A 17,545-nucleotide genomic window follows, 5' to 3' on the forward strand; every position below is an offset into this window, starting at 1 on the left:
AAATCACTATTAAAGTTTAATATAAATTTATTTTATCTGTTAAAAAACGTCTTGCAGGAAAATCTACAAACCTAAACACTAGATAAGATAAACCTATTAATAATATAACAGAAACAGGAATAACTAACCATAATTGCTCATAACTTGGTTTTTCTACAATTACATACGTTAAAAACACCCAAACAAATGGATAATGTGTCATGTATAACGGATAAGAAATATTTCCTGAAAATTTATTTATTTTTTCATATCTACCATCTAAAGTTGCTCCAGCACCTAAAGCGACTAACAAAGGAAAATAAAAAATTATTACTATAGGTTCTATGAACCAATTCCAAGCATCATTATAAGGAATTAAAAACGCAATCATTAACAAAACACTCATGCTTATTAAACCTAAATTATTTTTAATAATCCAATGAGAACGATACACCAGCATCCCCATTAAAAAAGAAAAGGAAATACGAGCAAAGCCATCAAAGAAATTTGAACCACCCCATCCTCCAGCTAAATTACCAGAAACCCAGCCTGTATAACAAAGACCTATAGATGCTAACAAAACCAATAAAATCAACACCTTTTTAGTAACTTTAATAAATACTACAGCATATAATAAATTGGCTATATATTCCCAAAATAAAGACCAACTTGGTGCGTTTAAGCTAAATAAATTAAAATATCTCTCTGGCATTACAGGATAAGGAATCATAAATATTGATGTTATAAAAATTAACACAGTATCTTTAAACCCATATACCGATGGTAAATTACTAAAGGGATCTACCATAAATGTAAGCAATCCTAAAACAGAGCCTACAATAACCAACGGCTGTAAACGAATTAGTCTTTTTTTTAAAAAAGTCATCAAGCTCATTTCTGCCATACGATTATCATAAGCGTATGAAACTACAAAACCCGACAAACAAAAAAAGAAATCTACCGCTAAATAACCATGAGCAATAAAATTATTACTATAATCCGTAATAGCTATTTCCATAAAATGAAAAACTACTACTACTATGGCTGCCAAACCTCGTAATCCATCTAATATTTCAAAATGAGGTTTTGTATTTAAAATCTGGGGACTTATATTTCTCAACTCTACTAGGGGGTATTTGTATTAATTATGCTAAAGAATGTAAAACTCTATTCTTACTTTACCATTTTTACCCAAACATTGTTTTTTCTATCAATATCAGCTGTTTGGTTTTGTATGTCTATTTCAACTTTTTTTAAGGTCTTAGTTACAGGAAAAGTATATACTGGATTTGTCCAATTCCAATCCTTTAATAAGGTAGCATTTATTTTTTTTTCTCCTCTCATTCTAGCCAAAGGAATATAAAATAATTCTTGGCTATCATCTTCATATGTTACTGTTACTTCAACAGGCATTTCCATGGTTCCTTTATTATGAAGATTTACCTGATTTGTAATAGATGGAAAGACTTCATAATCTATGGTTTTAGTGGTTTCTGTCCAATGATTCAAATACCAATCTAATTCCATGTTTGATGCTTTCTCTGCAATTCTAATAAAATCTTCAGGCTTAGGATGTTTAAAAACATATTCTTTATAGTAATTTTTTAACGTGTTTTTAAAAGCATCTTCTCCAATAATATATTTCAATTGGCACAAAAACAATGCCCCTTTATTATAAGTTGACACTCCATACCCATAACTATAATCAAACTCATCTCCATTAGTAGTTAAAGGCTGTTCTATTCCGTAACCTACCAAACTTGCATAAGATTTATAAACATTGTCGAACCCGTTTTCATCTTCAAAAATCTTATTTTCTATCAAGGTAGAAATATATGTAGTAAAACCTTCATCTTGCCAAGCGTGTTTGGTTTCGTTACTAGCTAATAAAAATTGAAACCAAGTATGTGCTAATTCGTGAGCAACCACTCCCACCAAACTTCTGTAATCTCTATCTCCAGTAATTAAAGTACACATGGCATATTCCATTCCTCCATCACCACCTTGAATAACACTGTATTGTTTGTATGGATATTCACCAACATTTTCTTGATAAAAAGCAAACAATTGATCCATAATTCCTGGTAATTTTTCCCAAGACTCTTTTCTATCATCCGCTAAAGAATTTTTATACAAAAAGTGAACCTCTGGCCCATTTGTAACTTTGTGTTTTAAATGTTTAAAATCTGGATCTGCAGCCCAAGAAAAATCATGAACATTAGGAGCTTTAAATTCCCATGTTAATTTTCCATCTACTACTTTTTGATTTACTTTATCTCCTTTATTTTCATATCCATGACCAACTTCATCCACATTTTGCAAATATCCTGTACCTCCAACTGTATAATTTTTATCAATGGTAATATTTACTTCGTAATCACCCCAATCTGCAAAAAATTCTGCTCCAATATATGGGTTTGCATGCCATCCTTCATCATCATAAGCAGCTAATTTAGGGTACCATTGAGTCATAGACAAAGCCACTCCTTCTGCATTATCTCTCCCAGATCTTCGAACTTGTAACGGAATTTGACCTTCAAACTCCATTGTTAATTCCGTCTTTTTACCAGACTTTAAAGGTTTAGCCAACTCTACTTCTAAAATAGTTCCTTCAACCACATACTTTAAAGGTTTTCCATCTTGTGTTAAAGACTTTACTTTAATATACCCTTGCTCTTCTGGAGCTAATAATGAAATTTTACTTTTATTTACTGGAGATTCTTTAGTTCCAGTATTGACAATTAACCTTCCATTAGGATCTGGAATGTTTTGCACCCTCATATCCATAGCACTTCCTGGCTGAAAAGCATTGTTATACAAGTGATAATAAACCTTAGTAAGTGTTTCTGGCGAATTGTTTCGGTATTCAATTTCTTGTTTCCCTGTATATTGATGGGTTTTTACATCCATGTCAATATCCATTGTGTAATCTGTTTTTTGTTGCCAATATTGGGCATTAGCTGTTAGAGATATCAACCCTAAAATAACGAAGACCTTTTTCATATTTCTCAAAAAAAAGCCAGTTTGTAATTTTTACAAACTGGCTATGTTAATTATATTTTTATTTATTTTTTCTTATCCACCATTTCAGCAGCCATCTTAACTGCATTATAAGCGTTTACAAGTCTACCACTCTTAGATAACTCTGTAAAAGGCACTAATTTACCCTCTCCGTTTGGTAGTAAAACTTCTAAGTTTACCAAAGTACCAGAATTCATAATGATATGTTTTACTTGGCTTGCAGACAATTTAGGAAAGTAAGAACGAATTAATGCTGCAACTCCTGCTGTTGCTGGTGATGCCATTGACGTTCCACTTAAACTTTTATATTTATTATCAGGAACTGTATTGTAAATATCATGCCCAGGAGCAAATACATCTACATTACTTTTTCCGTAATTAGTAAAGTCAGCTGGTAAATTTTCATCGTAAAAACGAGTCGCTGCTCCCACGGTTAAGAAATTATCAGAAATCTCTTTATCTCCCTCTGCAATATCTTTTGGATAACTTGCTTTTTCGTCAATATTTTCTCCATCATTTCCTGCTGCATTTACAATTAACACATCTTTTTTAGCCGCATATTTAATAGCATCATACACCCACTCTGAATTTGGAGAATATCCTTTTCCAAAACTAGTATTGATTACTTTTGCTCCATTATCTACAGCATATCTAATTCCTAAAGCAACATCTTTATCATACTCATCTCCATTAGGAACTACGCGAACAGCCATTAACAAAGCGTTGTCAACCACTCCGTTTACTCCTAAATGATTATTTCTATCTGCCAAGATAATTCCTGACACATGAGTTCCATGAATTTCATCATCACCTTGATCTTTTACGTTATTGTCTCCATAAACCTTTGTTTTCATAGAGTAACCATCATCATTTAATTTAGCTCTTCCATTAAATTCAAGATTGTAATATGAGTTTACTTGAGAGGTGTAATAATCAACCGCCGGCTCTAATTGCTCTAGTTGCTCCTCAATAGAACTTCCTGAACTTAAAATTTTAATAGCCATCTCTTTTTGAGAATTAACAAAATCAAAAGTTGATGTTGCTGCTTTTAAATCTTCTAAAGTGTAATCTTCTTTTCCTGTTAAATTTTGCATGGCAGCATCAGTTGCTTTTAACATGTCTTCATATTGCATGTATTGTGCCTGACCTTTTTTAACACGTTCTAAATTGCTTTTAAAATCTTCTTCTAAAGCTTTAAAGGCCTCAAACTTTTTTAAGTCTTCTTTCTTCTTAAAATCCGCCCCTGTTTTACCTTCATACAAAGGTTTTTGCATGCGATACATTCTTGTTAACTCTAAATTCTCATCATAAGTTTGTCCAAGAAAATTCCATCCGTGAATATCATCAATAAATCCATTTTTATCATCATCAACTCCATTTCCAGCAATTTCTTTAGGATTGGTCCATACCTTAGAAGCTAAATCTTCATGAGTAATATCGCTTCCTGAATCTGTAACTGCCACAATAACTGGCACACTTTTTCTATCTTTTAAAAACGCATAAGCTTCATCCAAACTAATTCCCGGAATAGAATCTGTTGCCAAATCTGCGTGAGACCAAGTTTGTATATCTTCTTGGGTAAACACCGTTTTACTTGGAATAATTACAGAGGTATCTGTACCCTCTGGCACCGCTATTCTTTTTATTGAATTACAACTTACTAAAAAAGTTCCTATTGCGGTTGCTACTATAATTTTTGATAATTTCATGAATTAAATATCTGGTTAAATGTATATATTTCTTTTAATCTTACTCCTTTTTCAGTTTGTTGAACGGTACATAATTCGTTATGGGCATCGTGTTGCAAAAACAAAATGTAATCGTTTTTTGCAGCTTCGTTCAAAAATAATTCTTTTTCTGATAAAGTCAACAATGGTCTTGTATCATAACCCATTATATAAGGCAATGGAATGTGCCCAACTGTTGGCAACAAATCAGCCATAAAAACAACTGTTTTTCCTTTGTACTGAATCATAGGAATCATTTGTTTTTCGGTGTGACCATCGGCAAAAAAGATGCCAAAACCTAAGTCTGAAACCTGTGTTTTATCAATTCCGTTAATTGGAACAAATTTTAACTGTCCGCTTTCTTGAATAGGATGGATATTTTCGGTTAAAAAAGATGCTTTTTCTCTTGCGTTAGGTTCTGTGGCCCATTGCCAATGATTGGCATTAGACCAAAAGGTTGCATTCTTAAATGCGGGTTCTAAAAAAGTTTTGTCTTTGTTCCATTGAATCGCACCTCCTACATGATCAAAATGTAGATGTGTTAAAAAAACATCGGTAATATCATCTCTGTGAAATCCGTGTTTTGCTAGCGATAAATCTGTAGTAAAATTTCCCCAAGGACTTAAATAGCTAAAAAACTTATCATCTTGTTTATTTCCTAAGCCGGTATCAATTAATATCAATCGATCTCCATCTTCTATTAACAAACAACGCATTCCAATATCAATTTTATTGGTGGCATCTGCGGGATTGGTTTTTTGCCAAATAGCTTTGGGCACTACCCCAAACATGGCTCCTCCATCTAACTTAAAATTTCCAGATTCTATGGGGTATAAAGTCATCTTATGATTTTATTTAAAGATATAAAAGACTTTAGATTGAGCCATTAATTTTATTAAATATTCTTTTTAGAAAAAAACTTTTATAATTTTCCTTTTAACCACATCATTTGATAAGGTTTTAATGTTATAGAAGTACTTAACAAATCTACAACCGTAGATGAAACCACCAAATCTCTTAAAGGTAGCGATATGTTTTCTGGCAATTGACAATCAACCTCTTCATCAGAAAAATTATGAATGGCTATAATTCTATCTCTATTATTGACACAATGTTGATCTACTGCAAAAAGTTGATTTCCTAATTCTAAAAACTCAAATTTTCCAAAAGGATTAAATGCAGGCTCATTAATTCTAATAGCAATCAATCTTTTATAACTTGCCAACATTTTTTTAGGCAATGATCCATGGATAGAAAGCTCTTTTTCTAACCAATCTATATTGTATTTCTCCCTGTTAATGGTTCTATTAATTCCTGTGTGTTTTACACCATCTTTATAGTTTCTTGATCCTACTAAAGAATGGAAATAAATTCCCGGAACTCCAGGCATCGCCAGTACTGTTCCTTGTGCTAAAATCATTCTTTTATATCTAACATCATCTCTTTCATCAGGATGTGTTAAAGCATCAATATAACTACAATTTAACTCATACGGACTTTGATTACCATCAGGGTCTGTTTTATAAGAAACCAATCCTCCGTGTGATTTTACAGTATTTCCTAAACTCTGAACTTCTTCTTCTGTTAAAATTCCTTTGATAGGTCTTAGTCCAATTCCATCGTGACTTGCAGTAAAATTAAAGAAACAAACTTTGTCGCTCGGCAAAGTCAATGTTTTTCCCCATTCTGTTAAAGTTTTGGTGTTTCCTGTTAAAATAGAATGCACCAATAACGGAGGTAAAGCAAAATTGTAAACCATTTGTGCTTCATCATCACCACTTCCAAAATAAGATACATTTTCGTGATGTGGCACATTGGTTTCTGTAATAATAATTACTTCTGGAGCCACTTCGTGCAACACTTCTCTCATTAGCTGAATCAATTCATGAGTTTGTTCTAAATGCACACATTCTGTCCCAATTTCTTTCCAAATAAAAGCAATGGCATCAAGTCTTATCAGCGTTGCTCCTTTTTCCACATAATAAAATAGTGCATCTAACACATTTCTTAAAACTCGGTGACTTTTATAATTTAAATCTACCTGATCTTTACTAAACGTAGTCCATACATGTCTTGTTCTTCCTTCATCATCTACAAATTCACTCAATAACGGCAAAGCTCTTGGCCTTACTACTTTACTTAAATCTATAGAAGGATCTACTTCAATAAAAAAATCTTGAAAATAAGGGTCTCCAGATAAATAAGCCCTAAACCAATCGGAAAATTGAGAAATATGATTGATCACTCCATCTACCATTAACCTATATTCTCCACTAATTTGTTCTATTTCTCTCCACGATCCCATTTTTGGATCAACAGCACCATAATTTACCACTGAAAATCCATCATCTGAAGAATATGGGTAGAATGGTAAAATATGAACAGAATTAACAATTCCCTTTAAATGCTTATCTATAAACCCCTTTAAGGTTTGCAAAGAAGGTTCATAATCTTTATTTACTTGATCTCCGTAAGTAATTAAAATCACATCTTTTTCACTTAGTTGATAAGGAGTTGATTTGATTCTTGATTTGTATTTAAAAATTAAATCAATGATACTATCTACTGCTCTATCCGCTATTTCTGGTGGATATAATTTATGTAATCTTTTATTGATTGTATGGTTTTTATCTGAAATATGTCTCATGGCTATTCATTATCTAGTTTAACGTATTCAACAAATTTTTCTGAAAATTCTGGCATCACCGACCTTACCGTAATCCAAGAAGAAAGAGAATGAGTTCCCATTGGGTCTTCGTAAAATTCTTCTGAGGCTTCTTGAATGGCATTCTGAAAAGCCTCTACCGCTTTTATTTCTTTTTCTCTAGTATATTCTAAAGCATTTAACTTACTTAAAGCATTGTATTTAGAAATCTCAAATCTTGATTCTTGAAAATAAGTAGCGAGTAACGTTTTAAAAGAAGCTCTTGAAAACACGACACCTTCTTGAGCCAAGACTCTAAACAATGTTTTGGCAATGTCTTTAGACATTTTATAAATTCCGGAACCCGAAAGTTGATCGCCCAACATTTGATGCTTGTGCTCATAACTTTCCATGATTTCGGTTTGGCAAATTCTTTTGTTCGAAGTGTTTTTATAAACTTCACTTAAAGTAGATACTTCTAAACCCCAAGTAGGAGAAATACCTATACCTCTTGCCAAAGATCTGATGAATGAAAACTCTCCAGATAGAGAATACCTAAAACTACCCATGTAATCTAAATATTTACTTTCTCCATAAACTTTGGCCAAAGAATTCACTAACGGAGTGTATAACAATCTTGTAGCTCTACCGTGTAATTTATCGGTCACTCTAGAATAGAAACCTTTGTTAAATTCAAAATCTAAAGCCGGATGCACAATAGGATAAAACAACCTTGCAGGAATTTCTCTAGTATAATTTACAATATCACAATCGTGTAAAGCAAAAGCATAAGCATCTTTGTCTGCCAAAGCATAACCAATCATCGTCCAAACATTTCTTCCTTTTCCAGGAGTTTCTAAACCAGGAAAACCTTCTGCTGTTAATTCGTGATACAATTCTTGAATTCTCGGTCCATCATTCCACAACACATCTACTTTACAAGGTAAAACAGACATCAATTTTTTTACTTCTTCAAACTGTTCTTCTGTGGCCTGATCTAAACCTAAAATAATTTTATATAAATATTTTACATGTTTCAATTCCTCTATAATGTTATGCATTGCCGGGGTTTCAAACTCAGAATAAAGGGCGGGCAACATCAACAACATTCCTCTTCTTTCACTAAACTCTTCTAATTCAGTCTCTAAATCTTCCAAAGACCTATCTCCTAAATTCTGCAACGTTGTAATTACTCCATTTTGAAAAAAATCTGCCATACTCTTCTTATTTTTTTAATACGATTATAAAATCCATCACATTTGTTCCAGAAATTCCTGTGACAAAATCATAACCTAGGGCTTTAAAAAACGTATTGCTATCGCTGTTTTCCAAATAGGTTTTTGGATTTATATTCTTGTTAGTTATTAATTCATCTATATTTTTATCAACAAAAGCACCTGTAGCTTCTGATCTTCCATCAATTCCATCACTTCCTGCACTTAGTATAGAAATATTTTTGGTGATACAATCGGTCATCAACAACCTTAAAGCCAATTCTTGATTTCTACCTCCATAACCATTTCCTTTGACCACCGTAGTGGTTTCACCCCCAAACAACAAACAAAAGCTATCATACTGCTCGTCATATTTTTTGATTTCATCAGAAATGAATTGGGTGGCCTCTTCTGAACTCATTTCTAAAGTAGTGGTCACAATTTTTGTAAACTCAACCTTGGGTTTTACATAAGCTGCTGCTTCTTGTAAAGCGATGCTATTATTCCCTATAATATGATGTGGAAACTTTCCATTGTTCATGGGTGCAGAACCAATAATATGTAAATCATCTCCAATTACATCACTCAATACCAACACTTCTCCTTTGGCTTTTATATGATTAGCCAACTTTCCTCCTTTGATTTGTGAAATTGATTTTCTCACCGTATTTAAGGCTTTGATGTCTATTCCAGAAGTCAACAAAGAAGAAGATATTTTTGTAAAATCTTCTAATGTTAGTCCCTCGATTGGTTTTTCAATCATCGCCGAAGCTCCACCAGACAATAAGAATACAAACAAATCTTTTTCTGATAATTTAGACACCTCATTTATTAAAAGACTCGCCGCTTCAACACTTTTTGCTGAAACCAATGGATGTGTAGACGTGTAATGCTTTGTATATTTTAAATCTCCTTCTGATGTAGAAATCACAAATCCCCCAGCAATTTTATCCCCTAAAATAACTTCACATTCTTTGGCCATGGCATAAGCAGCTTTTCCTACACCAAACACAAAAACATTGTCATGATTTTTAAGCGGATAATCCATTCCAACAATGGTTAACACTTCTTCTTTAATAGAAATATTATCTTTTATTAAAGACGTTGCTTTTACCTTGTTTAAAGCTTTGTAATATATACTCTCTAGTTCTTTTCTATACATTTTTTAATATCATTTCGTTCCAACCTTTTGCTCCTTTGTAACTTGACCTTTGCAATTTATTAGTTGGCAGATTAACATAACTTCCTTCATGATTTTTTATCGCAATAGGAATATCTACACTTGCTAATAATGGAATATCATTTTCGCCATCTCCCAAACCAATAGAAGTAATTTTTTCTTGATACATTTTTTGAAAAAGATCCACACACTTTTCCACGGCTTTTCCTTTGTCTTGATTTTCTCCTATTAAGTGATAAAACCTTCCTCCTTTGGTAATTTTAAGATGATATTCTTTTGCCAACCTCTCTAATTCTTCCACCTTAAATTCATCTTTCATCACAAATGGCTCTGTAAACCCTCGTTCTTTAGATCTTTTGGCACTTTCTAACGGAAGCCCTGTATATTGCATTACTTCTTCATCTGTCATATCACTAAAACCAAACATTTCAAACTCACTTTTATAAGCATTGTAAAAAAGCATTATTTGATCATATGGAACGCCTAGTTGAAGTATATAGTAATCTTGATATTCTTTTAGAAAAGAGAAATCAAAACCTTTGTAATTTTTAGGCACAAAAAGAGCAGCCCCATTCTCTACAATGAAAGGCTCTTTTATTCCCACCTTTTTCTGGAGCAATTCTACCTCTATTTTTGTTTTACTTGTGGTAAAAACTAAGGGAATCTCTTTTTTTAAAATTGCCAGTCGTGCTTCTTTTGATGCTTCAAAAGAATAATCATCATGGTTTAAAAAAGTTCCATCTAAATCTGTAAATATAATTGTATCCATACTGATCATTAATACATTAAAAAAGCACTAGCGGTTTAAGAACCATATGACTAGACTTTATAAAAAACAAGAAAGTGTTTTTTGATATGACTTAAAGTCTAAAGTTAAAACTTTATGAAACAATTTAGCCTGCTAAAAAACAGGTGATGAAATGAGATTTGTGTAAACCAACCTTATAAGCAGGACAAGATTGGGCTATTTAGTAAACTTAAACATAAGTATTTCAGCCAATTAAAAAAACTAAAAAACACTTTAGATTTAAAAAGTTCAAAACATAAAAACCTATAATAAAAATGGGTGAAGTTACTTTAATAGTCTAGAGCTCACCAAGGCTTCGGGAGAACCGCTTTAGACGAATTATATATAATAAAAAAACCCACCAATAATAATTGATGGGTTTGTTTTGGAGGCCTCGAGCGGATTCGAACCGCTGTAGACGGTTTTGCAGACCGCTGCCTAGCCACTCGGCCACAAGGCCAAAACGCGAATGCAAATTTATATAAAATATTGTGTTTCGCAACTATCTTTTTAAGATTTTACAATTCTCTTCTTTTTTTTGTCATTTCAATCGTAACTGCTTCTACATCTCCACCAATCGGGGGATTTAGTTTAGAAAGTGCAACTTTTGCTTTTTTAATCATTGGAATTTCATTCATCATTCTCACTAAAATTCTCTCTACTACATGTTCTAATAATTCCGAACGTTGTAAAACTTCTTCCTCAACTACTTTATTAATATGTACATAATCCACAGTATCTACCAACTTATCAGAAAGGGCCGATTTTTTTAAATTTGCTTTTACCTCAACATCTACTCTGTAATGAGAACCAATTTTTGCCTCTTCTTCTAAACATCCGTGATTGCTATAAATTCTAATATTTTGTACTCTAATAATCCCCATCTTTTATCTTGTTTAATCGTTGATTTGTTTAACTGTTTGTTTCAAAATTAATTTATCAAAACACTGTTGCTCATGAATACGCATTCTTAACAATATGCTAAAATAAACCTTTGTATTTAATTCCTAATTCATAACTGATAATTCGTAATTTTTAATTCGTAATTTTGCCGCTTATTATTGCGTGCACACAACTAAAGAACATGGCAGAAGACAAAAAATCATTGAACTTTATAGAACAAATTATTGAAGAAGATTTGGCAAATGGATTAGATCCAAAAAATCTTAGATTCCGTTTTCCACCAGAACCTAATGGATATTTACACATCGGGCATGCGGCTTCTATTTGTTTAAACTTTGGGCTAGGAGAAAAATATAATGCCCCAGTAAACTTGCGTTTTGACGATACCAATCCTGCTAAAGAGGAACAGGAATATGTAGATGCCATTAAACGTGATGTAGCATGGTTAGGATTTAAATGGGACAAAGAATTATACTCTTCTGATTATTTTCAACAATTATACGATTGGACGATTGACATCATCAAAGCAGGAAATGCATACGTTGATATGCAGTCTTCTGAAGAAATTGCTGCACAAAAAGGAACCCCTACTTCTCCAGGAACAGACAGTCCATATAGAAACACTTCTGTGGAAGAAAACTTGACTTTATTTGAAAAAATGAAGAATGGAGAATTTGGAGAAGGAGAAGCTATTTTACGTGCAAAAATTGACATGCAGCACAATAATATGCACATGCGTGATCCTATTATGTACCGTGTGTTAAAAAAACATCACCACAGAACAGGAAATGATTGGGTAATTTACCCTATGTATGATTGGACTCATGGTGAATCTGATTATTTAGAATCTATCACCCACTCTTTATGTACTTTAGAATTTAAAAGTCATAGAGATTTATATGAATGGTATTTGGCTCAAGTAGCAGACCCAAACAAAATTCAACCAAAACAACGTGAATTTGCTCGTAGAAACATTAGTTATACAGTCATGAGTAAACGTAAATTGTTACAATTGGTACAAGAAAATCATGTTGCAGGTTGGGACGATCCTCGTATGCCAACCATTTCTGGTTTAAGACGTAGAGGATACACACCAAATTCTATTAGAAAATTTAGTGAAATTGCAGGAATTTCAAAAAGAGACAATGTAACCGATGTAGCTTTGTTAGAATTCTGTATTAAAGATGAATTGAATAAAACAGCTCCACGTGTGATGGCTGTTTTAGATCCTATTAAATTAGTGATTGACAATTATCCTACTGATAAAGAAGAAATTTTAATTGCAGAGAACAATCCAGAAGATGAATCTGCTGGAGAAAGAGAAGTTCCTTTTGCAAAAGAATTATACATAGAAAGAGAAGATTTTAGAGAACAAGCCAATAAAAAATTCTTTAGATTAAAAATTGGTGGAGAAGTTCGTTTAAAAAACGCTTACATTATTAAGGCCGATTCTGTAGAAAAAGACGAAAACGGAAACATTACCTTAATTCACTGTACTGCCGATTTAGATTCTCGTTCAGGTTCTGGAACCGAAGCAAGTAAGCGTAGAGTAAAAGGAACCATTCACTGGGTTTCTAAAAAACACGCTGTAAAAACTCAAGTTAATTTATATGATCGTTTGTTTAAAGATGAAGCTCCAGACAGTCATAAAGACATCGATTTTAAACAATTCATCAATCCAAATTCTTTAGAGGTAATTACTGCTTTGGTAGAACCAAGTTTATTGACTTCTAAACCTGGAGACAGATTCCAATTCCAACGTAAAGGATATTTCTGTGCAGATGTTGATAGCACTTCTAATCAATTGATTTTTAACCGTACAGTTGGATTGACAGATTCTTGGGCAAAAGAAGAAAAGAAAACCGCTACTCCTGCCAATGATGCTTCTTACGATGCAGTTATTGCTTTGGCTGGTAAATATTTAAAAGCGCGTTCTAACGAAGAAAGAGATGCCCTTTTAAACGAAATTGAACCTTTGGCAAACAAAGTAAACAAAGGAAATTTAGCAACAAAACTAAACGATGCTATTGCTAACAAAGATGTATTGGCTGGTTTGTTAACGCTTAAGTTTATTGGGGTAAATTCAGCTGAAGAAAAATTTTTTATCAGTAAATCTTTAACAATGAAAAATGGAGCTATTAAGTTAGAAGCCATTAACATTGTAGTTGCTAATGATGATTTGCTAACAGACAACAAAACAACATTAGAAGCTATTTTAGCTGATGAAAAAAGTCCTTTTATCAAAGAAATTATAGAAAAAGCAATATTATAACATAAAAAAGGAGAGATATAGTGTCTCTCCTTTTTTTAAATAAAACTGACAACTCCCTTTAAGACTGATTAATATTGTCCATAAAATGACAAGCACCTTCTTCTCCTTTAAATATTTTAAGTCCTTCTTTGAACCCATTAGGCAATATCCTTTTTAGAGTAAATCCATATTTTATAGAAATTCTTAATATAATTCTATTTACAGGACTAACAAACTCATCATACTCTTTTACAGAGTGTACATTATGAACTCTTCCTTTATTCGAATTTATAAACGTCCATATTTCATGAATTTCATCACAAAACTTTCTATAAAACACATTTTTTTCTTCATCACTTAAAAGTGACAAGCCTTCATAATACTCTTTGTCAGGAAACCTTAAAAATTGTTTGTTTCGAATTTCTAAAAACACCATTTTTTCTAACTGAACTTCTTTCTCTTTACTTAATTTAAACATAATTATATTTATTAACAAGTCAACTTAGTTGTTAACTATATTAATTTAACTTTTAAATCATACTTATTGTTACCCTTTCTTTTTCAGCTTTTAACATTTTGTACAAAACTCAACTAGAATTAAAAATTATAACTACTACCATAATATTATTTTGTGTAATAAATGTTACTTATTTTCGACTTAGTAAATAATATATTTGAGAATAAAACCCAAAACAACAACAGAATGGTACAAACAATAACCAAACAAGATTTTTTAGACAAAGTATTTAATTTTGAAAAATCTCAAGAATGGGATTTTGCTGGAGAGGTTCCTGCAATTATAGATTTTTATGCTGACTGGTGTGGACCTTGTAAGGCTTTAGCCCCATTATTAGAAGAATTACAGAAAGAATACAACGGAAAAATAAACATCTATAAAGTAGATACTGAAGCTGAACAAGAATTGGCGGGTGCTTTTGGAATTCGTTCAATTCCTTCTTTATTATTTTGCCCAAAAGGAGAAAAACCACAAATGGCTCAAGGAGCATTACCAAAACAACAATTTGAAGAATTGATTAAAGATATTTTAAAAGTAGAGAAGTAAAAAAGCTCTTTTTATCAAAAACAAAAAAGCACCCAATTGGGTGCTTTTTTTATCTATCTATTTTTCTGATTGACTTATTTCCCAAACAATCCTTTTAATATTTTTTTACCAGCTTCTTTAACTTTCTCTCCTGCTGATTCTTGTTGCGTTCCTGTAGTGTCTTTCTTAACTCCCAATAACTCGTTTATTTTTTTAGAAGCTTCTTCTTTTACTTTGTCTTTTACCTTTTCTTTTTGGTTATCAACAACTTTTGCTGTTAAAGCACTCACCGCATCTTTCATCCCTGGTAAAACGGTTGGTTTGGTTACGGTTCCTCCTACTTTTACAGCCAAAGGAACTGTCATATTTTCTTGATCCGCTCCACTTAACTTACTCACCAAACTTGCAGCTTCTTCCCCTAAATACTTGGCTGGCAAATCAAATTTTAAGTCATAATCTATTTGATTATCAAAGCTATGACTTCCGCCAATGGTTACTGGAATTCCTTTTACTTTCATGGTAAACGGCTGCACATTTACTTTACTATCTTTAAACGTTACTTTGGTTTTTAAATCTTTTAAATCCGTTTTCTCTAAATCTAAGAAACTCATTTTACTTTCTGCCAAGCTCAAAAACTTATTCTTACTAGTATCTACTTTATCTACTTGTAAGTTAGCAAAAGCATCACCCGTTAACTGAGACAAATCTGGCATAAAATCATTTCCTAAAGCTCCTTTTATATCCAAATCAGTATCAAAACGACCACTAAAAGCGCTAATAATTGGAGCTATTTTTTGCAACATTCCCATGCTATTAAACGCACTTGCAATATCTAATTGCTTTAATTTCATCACAAAATCATACTTGGTGGTACTTGGCTTGGTATCTACAAAACCATCTAAGGCAATGCCACCTTGAAACATATTGGCGGTAGCATTTTTAAATGTTATTTTCTGATCGTTGATCAATGCCCCACCTTTAAAATTAGTCAATACAATATCATCATACATCACCTTATTGGCATCCACCGTTGCATTCATCACAATATTTTCTGGAATTTTAAACTGTTCGCTATTAATAGTGTCGGTAGTTACCACAGTTGTCGTATCACTTTCGTAAAAATCTCCTACTTTAAAAAGGTTAGAGGTTGCCGATATGTTTCCTTTTAAAATTCCGTTTGAAAACGCATATCCATAAATATTGTCTAAAGTTCCTTTTACCTGAACATCAGAATCTCCTGTAGTAATAGATGCTTCTTGTAAACTTACATTTTTGGTATTAAACACCATGGCCGCTTTTTTCACAAAAATTGGTTTAGGTGTGTAATCAGAACCTACCGTTACGCCTTGCAATTCTATACTACCTTTGCTATCAATTTTATGGAATTGCTCTTTGTCTATCGCTTCCATATCAAAAGCAGTAGAAATATTGGCTTTTACAATTCCTTTTAAATCGTAGTCTAATGGTGGAATTGGATACGCATTTTTTAGATTTCCTAAATCTACTTGACCATTTACTGTTGCTTTTACCGTTGGATTAGAAATCGGTTTGGTGATCAAAGCATTGGCCGTAAACACATCTTTGGCAATTTTAAACCCAAAGTTTTTTACCTCAACCACTACATCATCCATGATTCCTGTGGTGTTGGTTACTTTAGCATCTACATTGATGTTTTCTATGCGATTAGGCAAATCAGGATATTTTAAACTTGCGTTGTCTGTTTTTAACACAATATCTAAAGTTGGAATAGTGGTATCAGAATATTGTCCTTTTATTTTTCCACTAAAATCTAATGCTCCCGTAGTTTGTACATTTGGAAAATCTGCTGTGTAAGCATTAGGGATTAAAGACAACAAACTTTTAAATTCTGATTTGTCTGATTTAAACGTAAAATCTAAATCATACGCTTCTTCTAACATCACAAAAACCCCATCAAAAGCCAAGTTTAAATCGTTGATTTGAGCCATATTGTTTTTAAATGTCAACTTTAAATCGCTGGCATAATCAACATCAATTACAGCATCATAATTTAATTTTAAATCTTTTAAGTAAGCAACATCATCCATCATAAAAGAAATCGCATCTGCTGTGGTGTGAGTATCTAAATCGACTTTGTTTTGAGATAAATCTCCACTTCCTTTGTGATTAAAATTCACCACTTTTGCACTCATATTACTTACCTCATCCAAATAATTTAGATTGATGTTTTCCATGCTATATTCTTGAATAGCCAAAGAAAAAGGAGCTGATTCTTCAGTTTCTACAGTAGTTTCATCTGATGGTAATGCAATGTCATAATTGGCAATACTATCTTTATTTACTTTTACATTGATGTAAGCATCTGCCAGCTGAATACTGTTGATTTGAGGCACATCGCCCAACAAACTTTTTAGGTTAATGTTGATGTAGGTATGTCCCACAGCCGCCAAAGTATCGCCCTCAAAAGGAGCTTTATTAATTACTGATAAGTTTTGTAAATCCACCGAAACATTTGGGAAACTCCTAATTAACGAAATGGATAAATCCTGAAAATCAATAGTTGCATTTACGCTATTATTAATTTGTTCTTTGGCTATTTTGGTGATTTTTCCTTTGAATGCAAAAGGAATGATAAGCAGCAAAATAAAAATTACTCCAATAAAAATGGCCAATCCTTTTAATATTTTCTTTAACATAAATTTCTGTTTTTATAATGTATTAAAGATAGTACACTTGTGAGGGTTCAACAAATTTTAAACACTCATTACACAAAATGTTAACATTCTTTAAGCACAAAAAAAGTCCTGTTAAGAAATAA

General features: G+C 32.4%; 13 protein-coding genes and 1 tRNA gene. 2 read left to right on the forward strand and 12 right to left on the reverse strand.

The window, feature by feature from the left end:
- Positions 1-16 precede the first annotated feature (16 nt).
- The 10 genes from QVZ41_RS03445 to folB all read right to left on the reverse strand — a co-directional run bounded on the left by QVZ41_RS03445 (position 17) and on the right by folB (position 11,436).
- The gene (locus QVZ41_RS03445; protein WP_302883148.1) at positions 17-1,099 is read right to left on the reverse strand and encodes an acyltransferase family protein; all 1,083 of its coding nucleotides are present in this window, start codon (positions 1,097-1,099) and stop codon (positions 17-19) included.
- 53 nt (positions 1,100-1,152) lie between these two features.
- A complete protein-coding gene (locus QVZ41_RS03450; protein WP_302883149.1) occupies positions 1,153-2,982 on the reverse strand; it encodes a M1 family metallopeptidase in 1,830 nt (609 codons plus the stop codon).
- Between the two features lie 62 nt (positions 2,983-3,044).
- The gene (locus QVZ41_RS03455; protein ID WP_302883150.1) at positions 3,045-4,709 is read right to left on the reverse strand and encodes a S8 family peptidase; all 1,665 of its coding nucleotides are present in this window, start codon (positions 4,707-4,709) and stop codon (positions 3,045-3,047) included.
- The gene (locus QVZ41_RS03460; protein ID WP_302883151.1) at positions 4,706-5,569 is read right to left on the reverse strand and encodes an MBL fold metallo-hydrolase; all 864 of its coding nucleotides are present in this window, start codon (positions 5,567-5,569) and stop codon (positions 4,706-4,708) included. Before QVZ41_RS03460 ends, QVZ41_RS03455 begins: the two co-directional genes overlap by 4 nt.
- Positions 5,570-5,649: 80 nt before the next feature.
- The gene (locus QVZ41_RS03465) at positions 5,650-7,374 is read right to left on the reverse strand and encodes a sugar phosphorylase (protein ID WP_302883152.1); all 1,725 of its coding nucleotides are present in this window, start codon (positions 7,372-7,374) and stop codon (positions 5,650-5,652) included.
- Positions 7,375-7,376: 2 nt separating this feature from the next.
- The gene (locus QVZ41_RS03470) at positions 7,377-8,588 is read right to left on the reverse strand and encodes a glycosyltransferase family protein (RefSeq protein ID WP_302883153.1); all 1,212 of its coding nucleotides are present in this window, start codon (positions 8,586-8,588) and stop codon (positions 7,377-7,379) included.
- 7 nt (positions 8,589-8,595) lie between these two features.
- Complete coding sequence (locus tag QVZ41_RS03475; RefSeq protein ID WP_302883154.1) at positions 8,596-9,747, reverse strand: glycerate kinase type-2 family protein; 1,152 nt, start codon at positions 9,745-9,747, stop codon at positions 8,596-8,598.
- Positions 9,740-10,534 carry an HAD-IIB family hydrolase gene (locus QVZ41_RS03480; RefSeq protein ID WP_302883155.1) on the reverse strand — a complete coding sequence of 265 codons (795 nt, stop codon included), beginning with the start codon at positions 10,532-10,534 and terminating at the stop codon, positions 9,740-9,742. The genes QVZ41_RS03475 and QVZ41_RS03480 overlap by 8 nt, the downstream gene beginning before the upstream one ends.
- Before the next feature lie 404 nt (positions 10,535-10,938).
- Positions 10,939-11,012: transfer RNA gene (locus QVZ41_RS03485), tRNA-Cys, on the reverse strand.
- A 58-nt stretch (positions 11,013-11,070) separates the two neighbouring features.
- On the reverse strand, positions 11,071-11,436 hold the full coding sequence (folB, locus tag QVZ41_RS03490) for a dihydroneopterin aldolase (RefSeq protein WP_302883156.1): 366 nt from the start codon (positions 11,434-11,436) through the stop codon (positions 11,071-11,073).
- A 200-nt stretch (positions 11,437-11,636) separates the two neighbouring features.
- Between folB and QVZ41_RS03495 the strand changes: the two genes are divergently transcribed.
- A complete protein-coding gene (locus tag QVZ41_RS03495; protein WP_302883157.1) occupies positions 11,637-13,727 on the forward strand; it encodes a glutamine--tRNA ligase/YqeY domain fusion protein in 2,091 nt (696 codons plus the stop codon).
- 58 nt (positions 13,728-13,785) lie between these two features.
- Here QVZ41_RS03495 and QVZ41_RS03500 read toward each other — a convergent pair whose 3' ends face one another.
- Positions 13,786-14,184, reverse strand: coding sequence for a hypothetical protein (locus tag QVZ41_RS03500; RefSeq protein WP_302883158.1), 399 nt, complete (start codon positions 14,182-14,184; stop codon positions 13,786-13,788).
- Between the two features lie 225 nt (positions 14,185-14,409).
- Between QVZ41_RS03500 and trxA the strand changes: the two genes are divergently transcribed.
- The gene (trxA, locus tag QVZ41_RS03505; RefSeq protein WP_420896112.1) at positions 14,410-14,769 is read left to right on the forward strand and encodes a thioredoxin; all 360 of its coding nucleotides are present in this window, start codon (positions 14,410-14,412) and stop codon (positions 14,767-14,769) included.
- A gap of 74 nt (positions 14,770-14,843) precedes the next feature.
- On the opposite strand, the gene QVZ41_RS03510 is transcribed toward trxA, so the two are convergent.
- Entirely contained in the window at positions 14,844-17,423 is a 2,580-nt protein-coding gene (locus QVZ41_RS03510) for an AsmA family protein (protein ID WP_302883160.1), read from the reverse strand.
- Positions 17,424-17,545: the final 122 nt, after the last annotated feature.

This window comes from Wenyingzhuangia gilva (assembly GCF_030519655.1).
Lineage (GTDB): Bacteria > Bacteroidota > Bacteroidia > Flavobacteriales > Flavobacteriaceae > Wenyingzhuangia > Wenyingzhuangia gilva.

Excerpts from the sequence above, each read along its gene's own strand:
- QVZ41_RS03460 (WP_302883151.1), bottom strand. The coding sequence starts at position 5,569 with ATGACTTTATACCCCATAGAATCTGGAAATTTTAAGTTAGATGGAGGA.
- trxA (WP_420896112.1), top strand. The coding sequence starts at position 14,410 with ATGGTACAAACAATAACCAAACAAGATTTTTTAGACAAAGTATTTAAT.
- QVZ41_RS03510 (WP_302883160.1), bottom strand. The coding sequence starts at position 17,423 with ATGTTAAAGAAAATATTAAAAGGATTGGCCATTTTTATTGGAGTAATT.
- QVZ41_RS03500 (WP_302883158.1), bottom strand. The coding sequence starts at position 14,184 with ATGTTTAAATTAAGTAAAGAGAAAGAAGTTCAGTTAGAAAAAATGGTG.
- QVZ41_RS03455 (WP_302883150.1), bottom strand. The coding sequence starts at position 4,709 with ATGAAATTATCAAAAATTATAGTAGCAACCGCAATAGGAACTTTTTTA.
- QVZ41_RS03470 (WP_302883153.1), bottom strand. The coding sequence starts at position 8,588 with ATGGCAGATTTTTTTCAAAATGGAGTAATTACAACGTTGCAGAATTTA.
- QVZ41_RS03475 (WP_302883154.1), bottom strand. The coding sequence starts at position 9,747 with ATGTATAGAAAAGAACTAGAGAGTATATATTACAAAGCTTTAAACAAG.
- QVZ41_RS03465 (WP_302883152.1), bottom strand. The coding sequence starts at position 7,374 with ATGAGACATATTTCAGATAAAAACCATACAATCAATAAAAGATTACAT.
- QVZ41_RS03480 (WP_302883155.1), bottom strand. The coding sequence starts at position 10,534 with ATGGATACAATTATATTTACAGATTTAGATGGAACTTTTTTAAACCAT.
- QVZ41_RS03450 (WP_302883149.1), bottom strand. The coding sequence starts at position 2,982 with ATGAAAAAGGTCTTCGTTATTTTAGGGTTGATATCTCTAACAGCTAAT.
- QVZ41_RS03495 (WP_302883157.1), top strand. The coding sequence starts at position 11,637 with ATGGCAGAAGACAAAAAATCATTGAACTTTATAGAACAAATTATTGAA.
- folB (WP_302883156.1), bottom strand. The coding sequence starts at position 11,436 with ATGGGGATTATTAGAGTACAAAATATTAGAATTTATAGCAATCACGGA.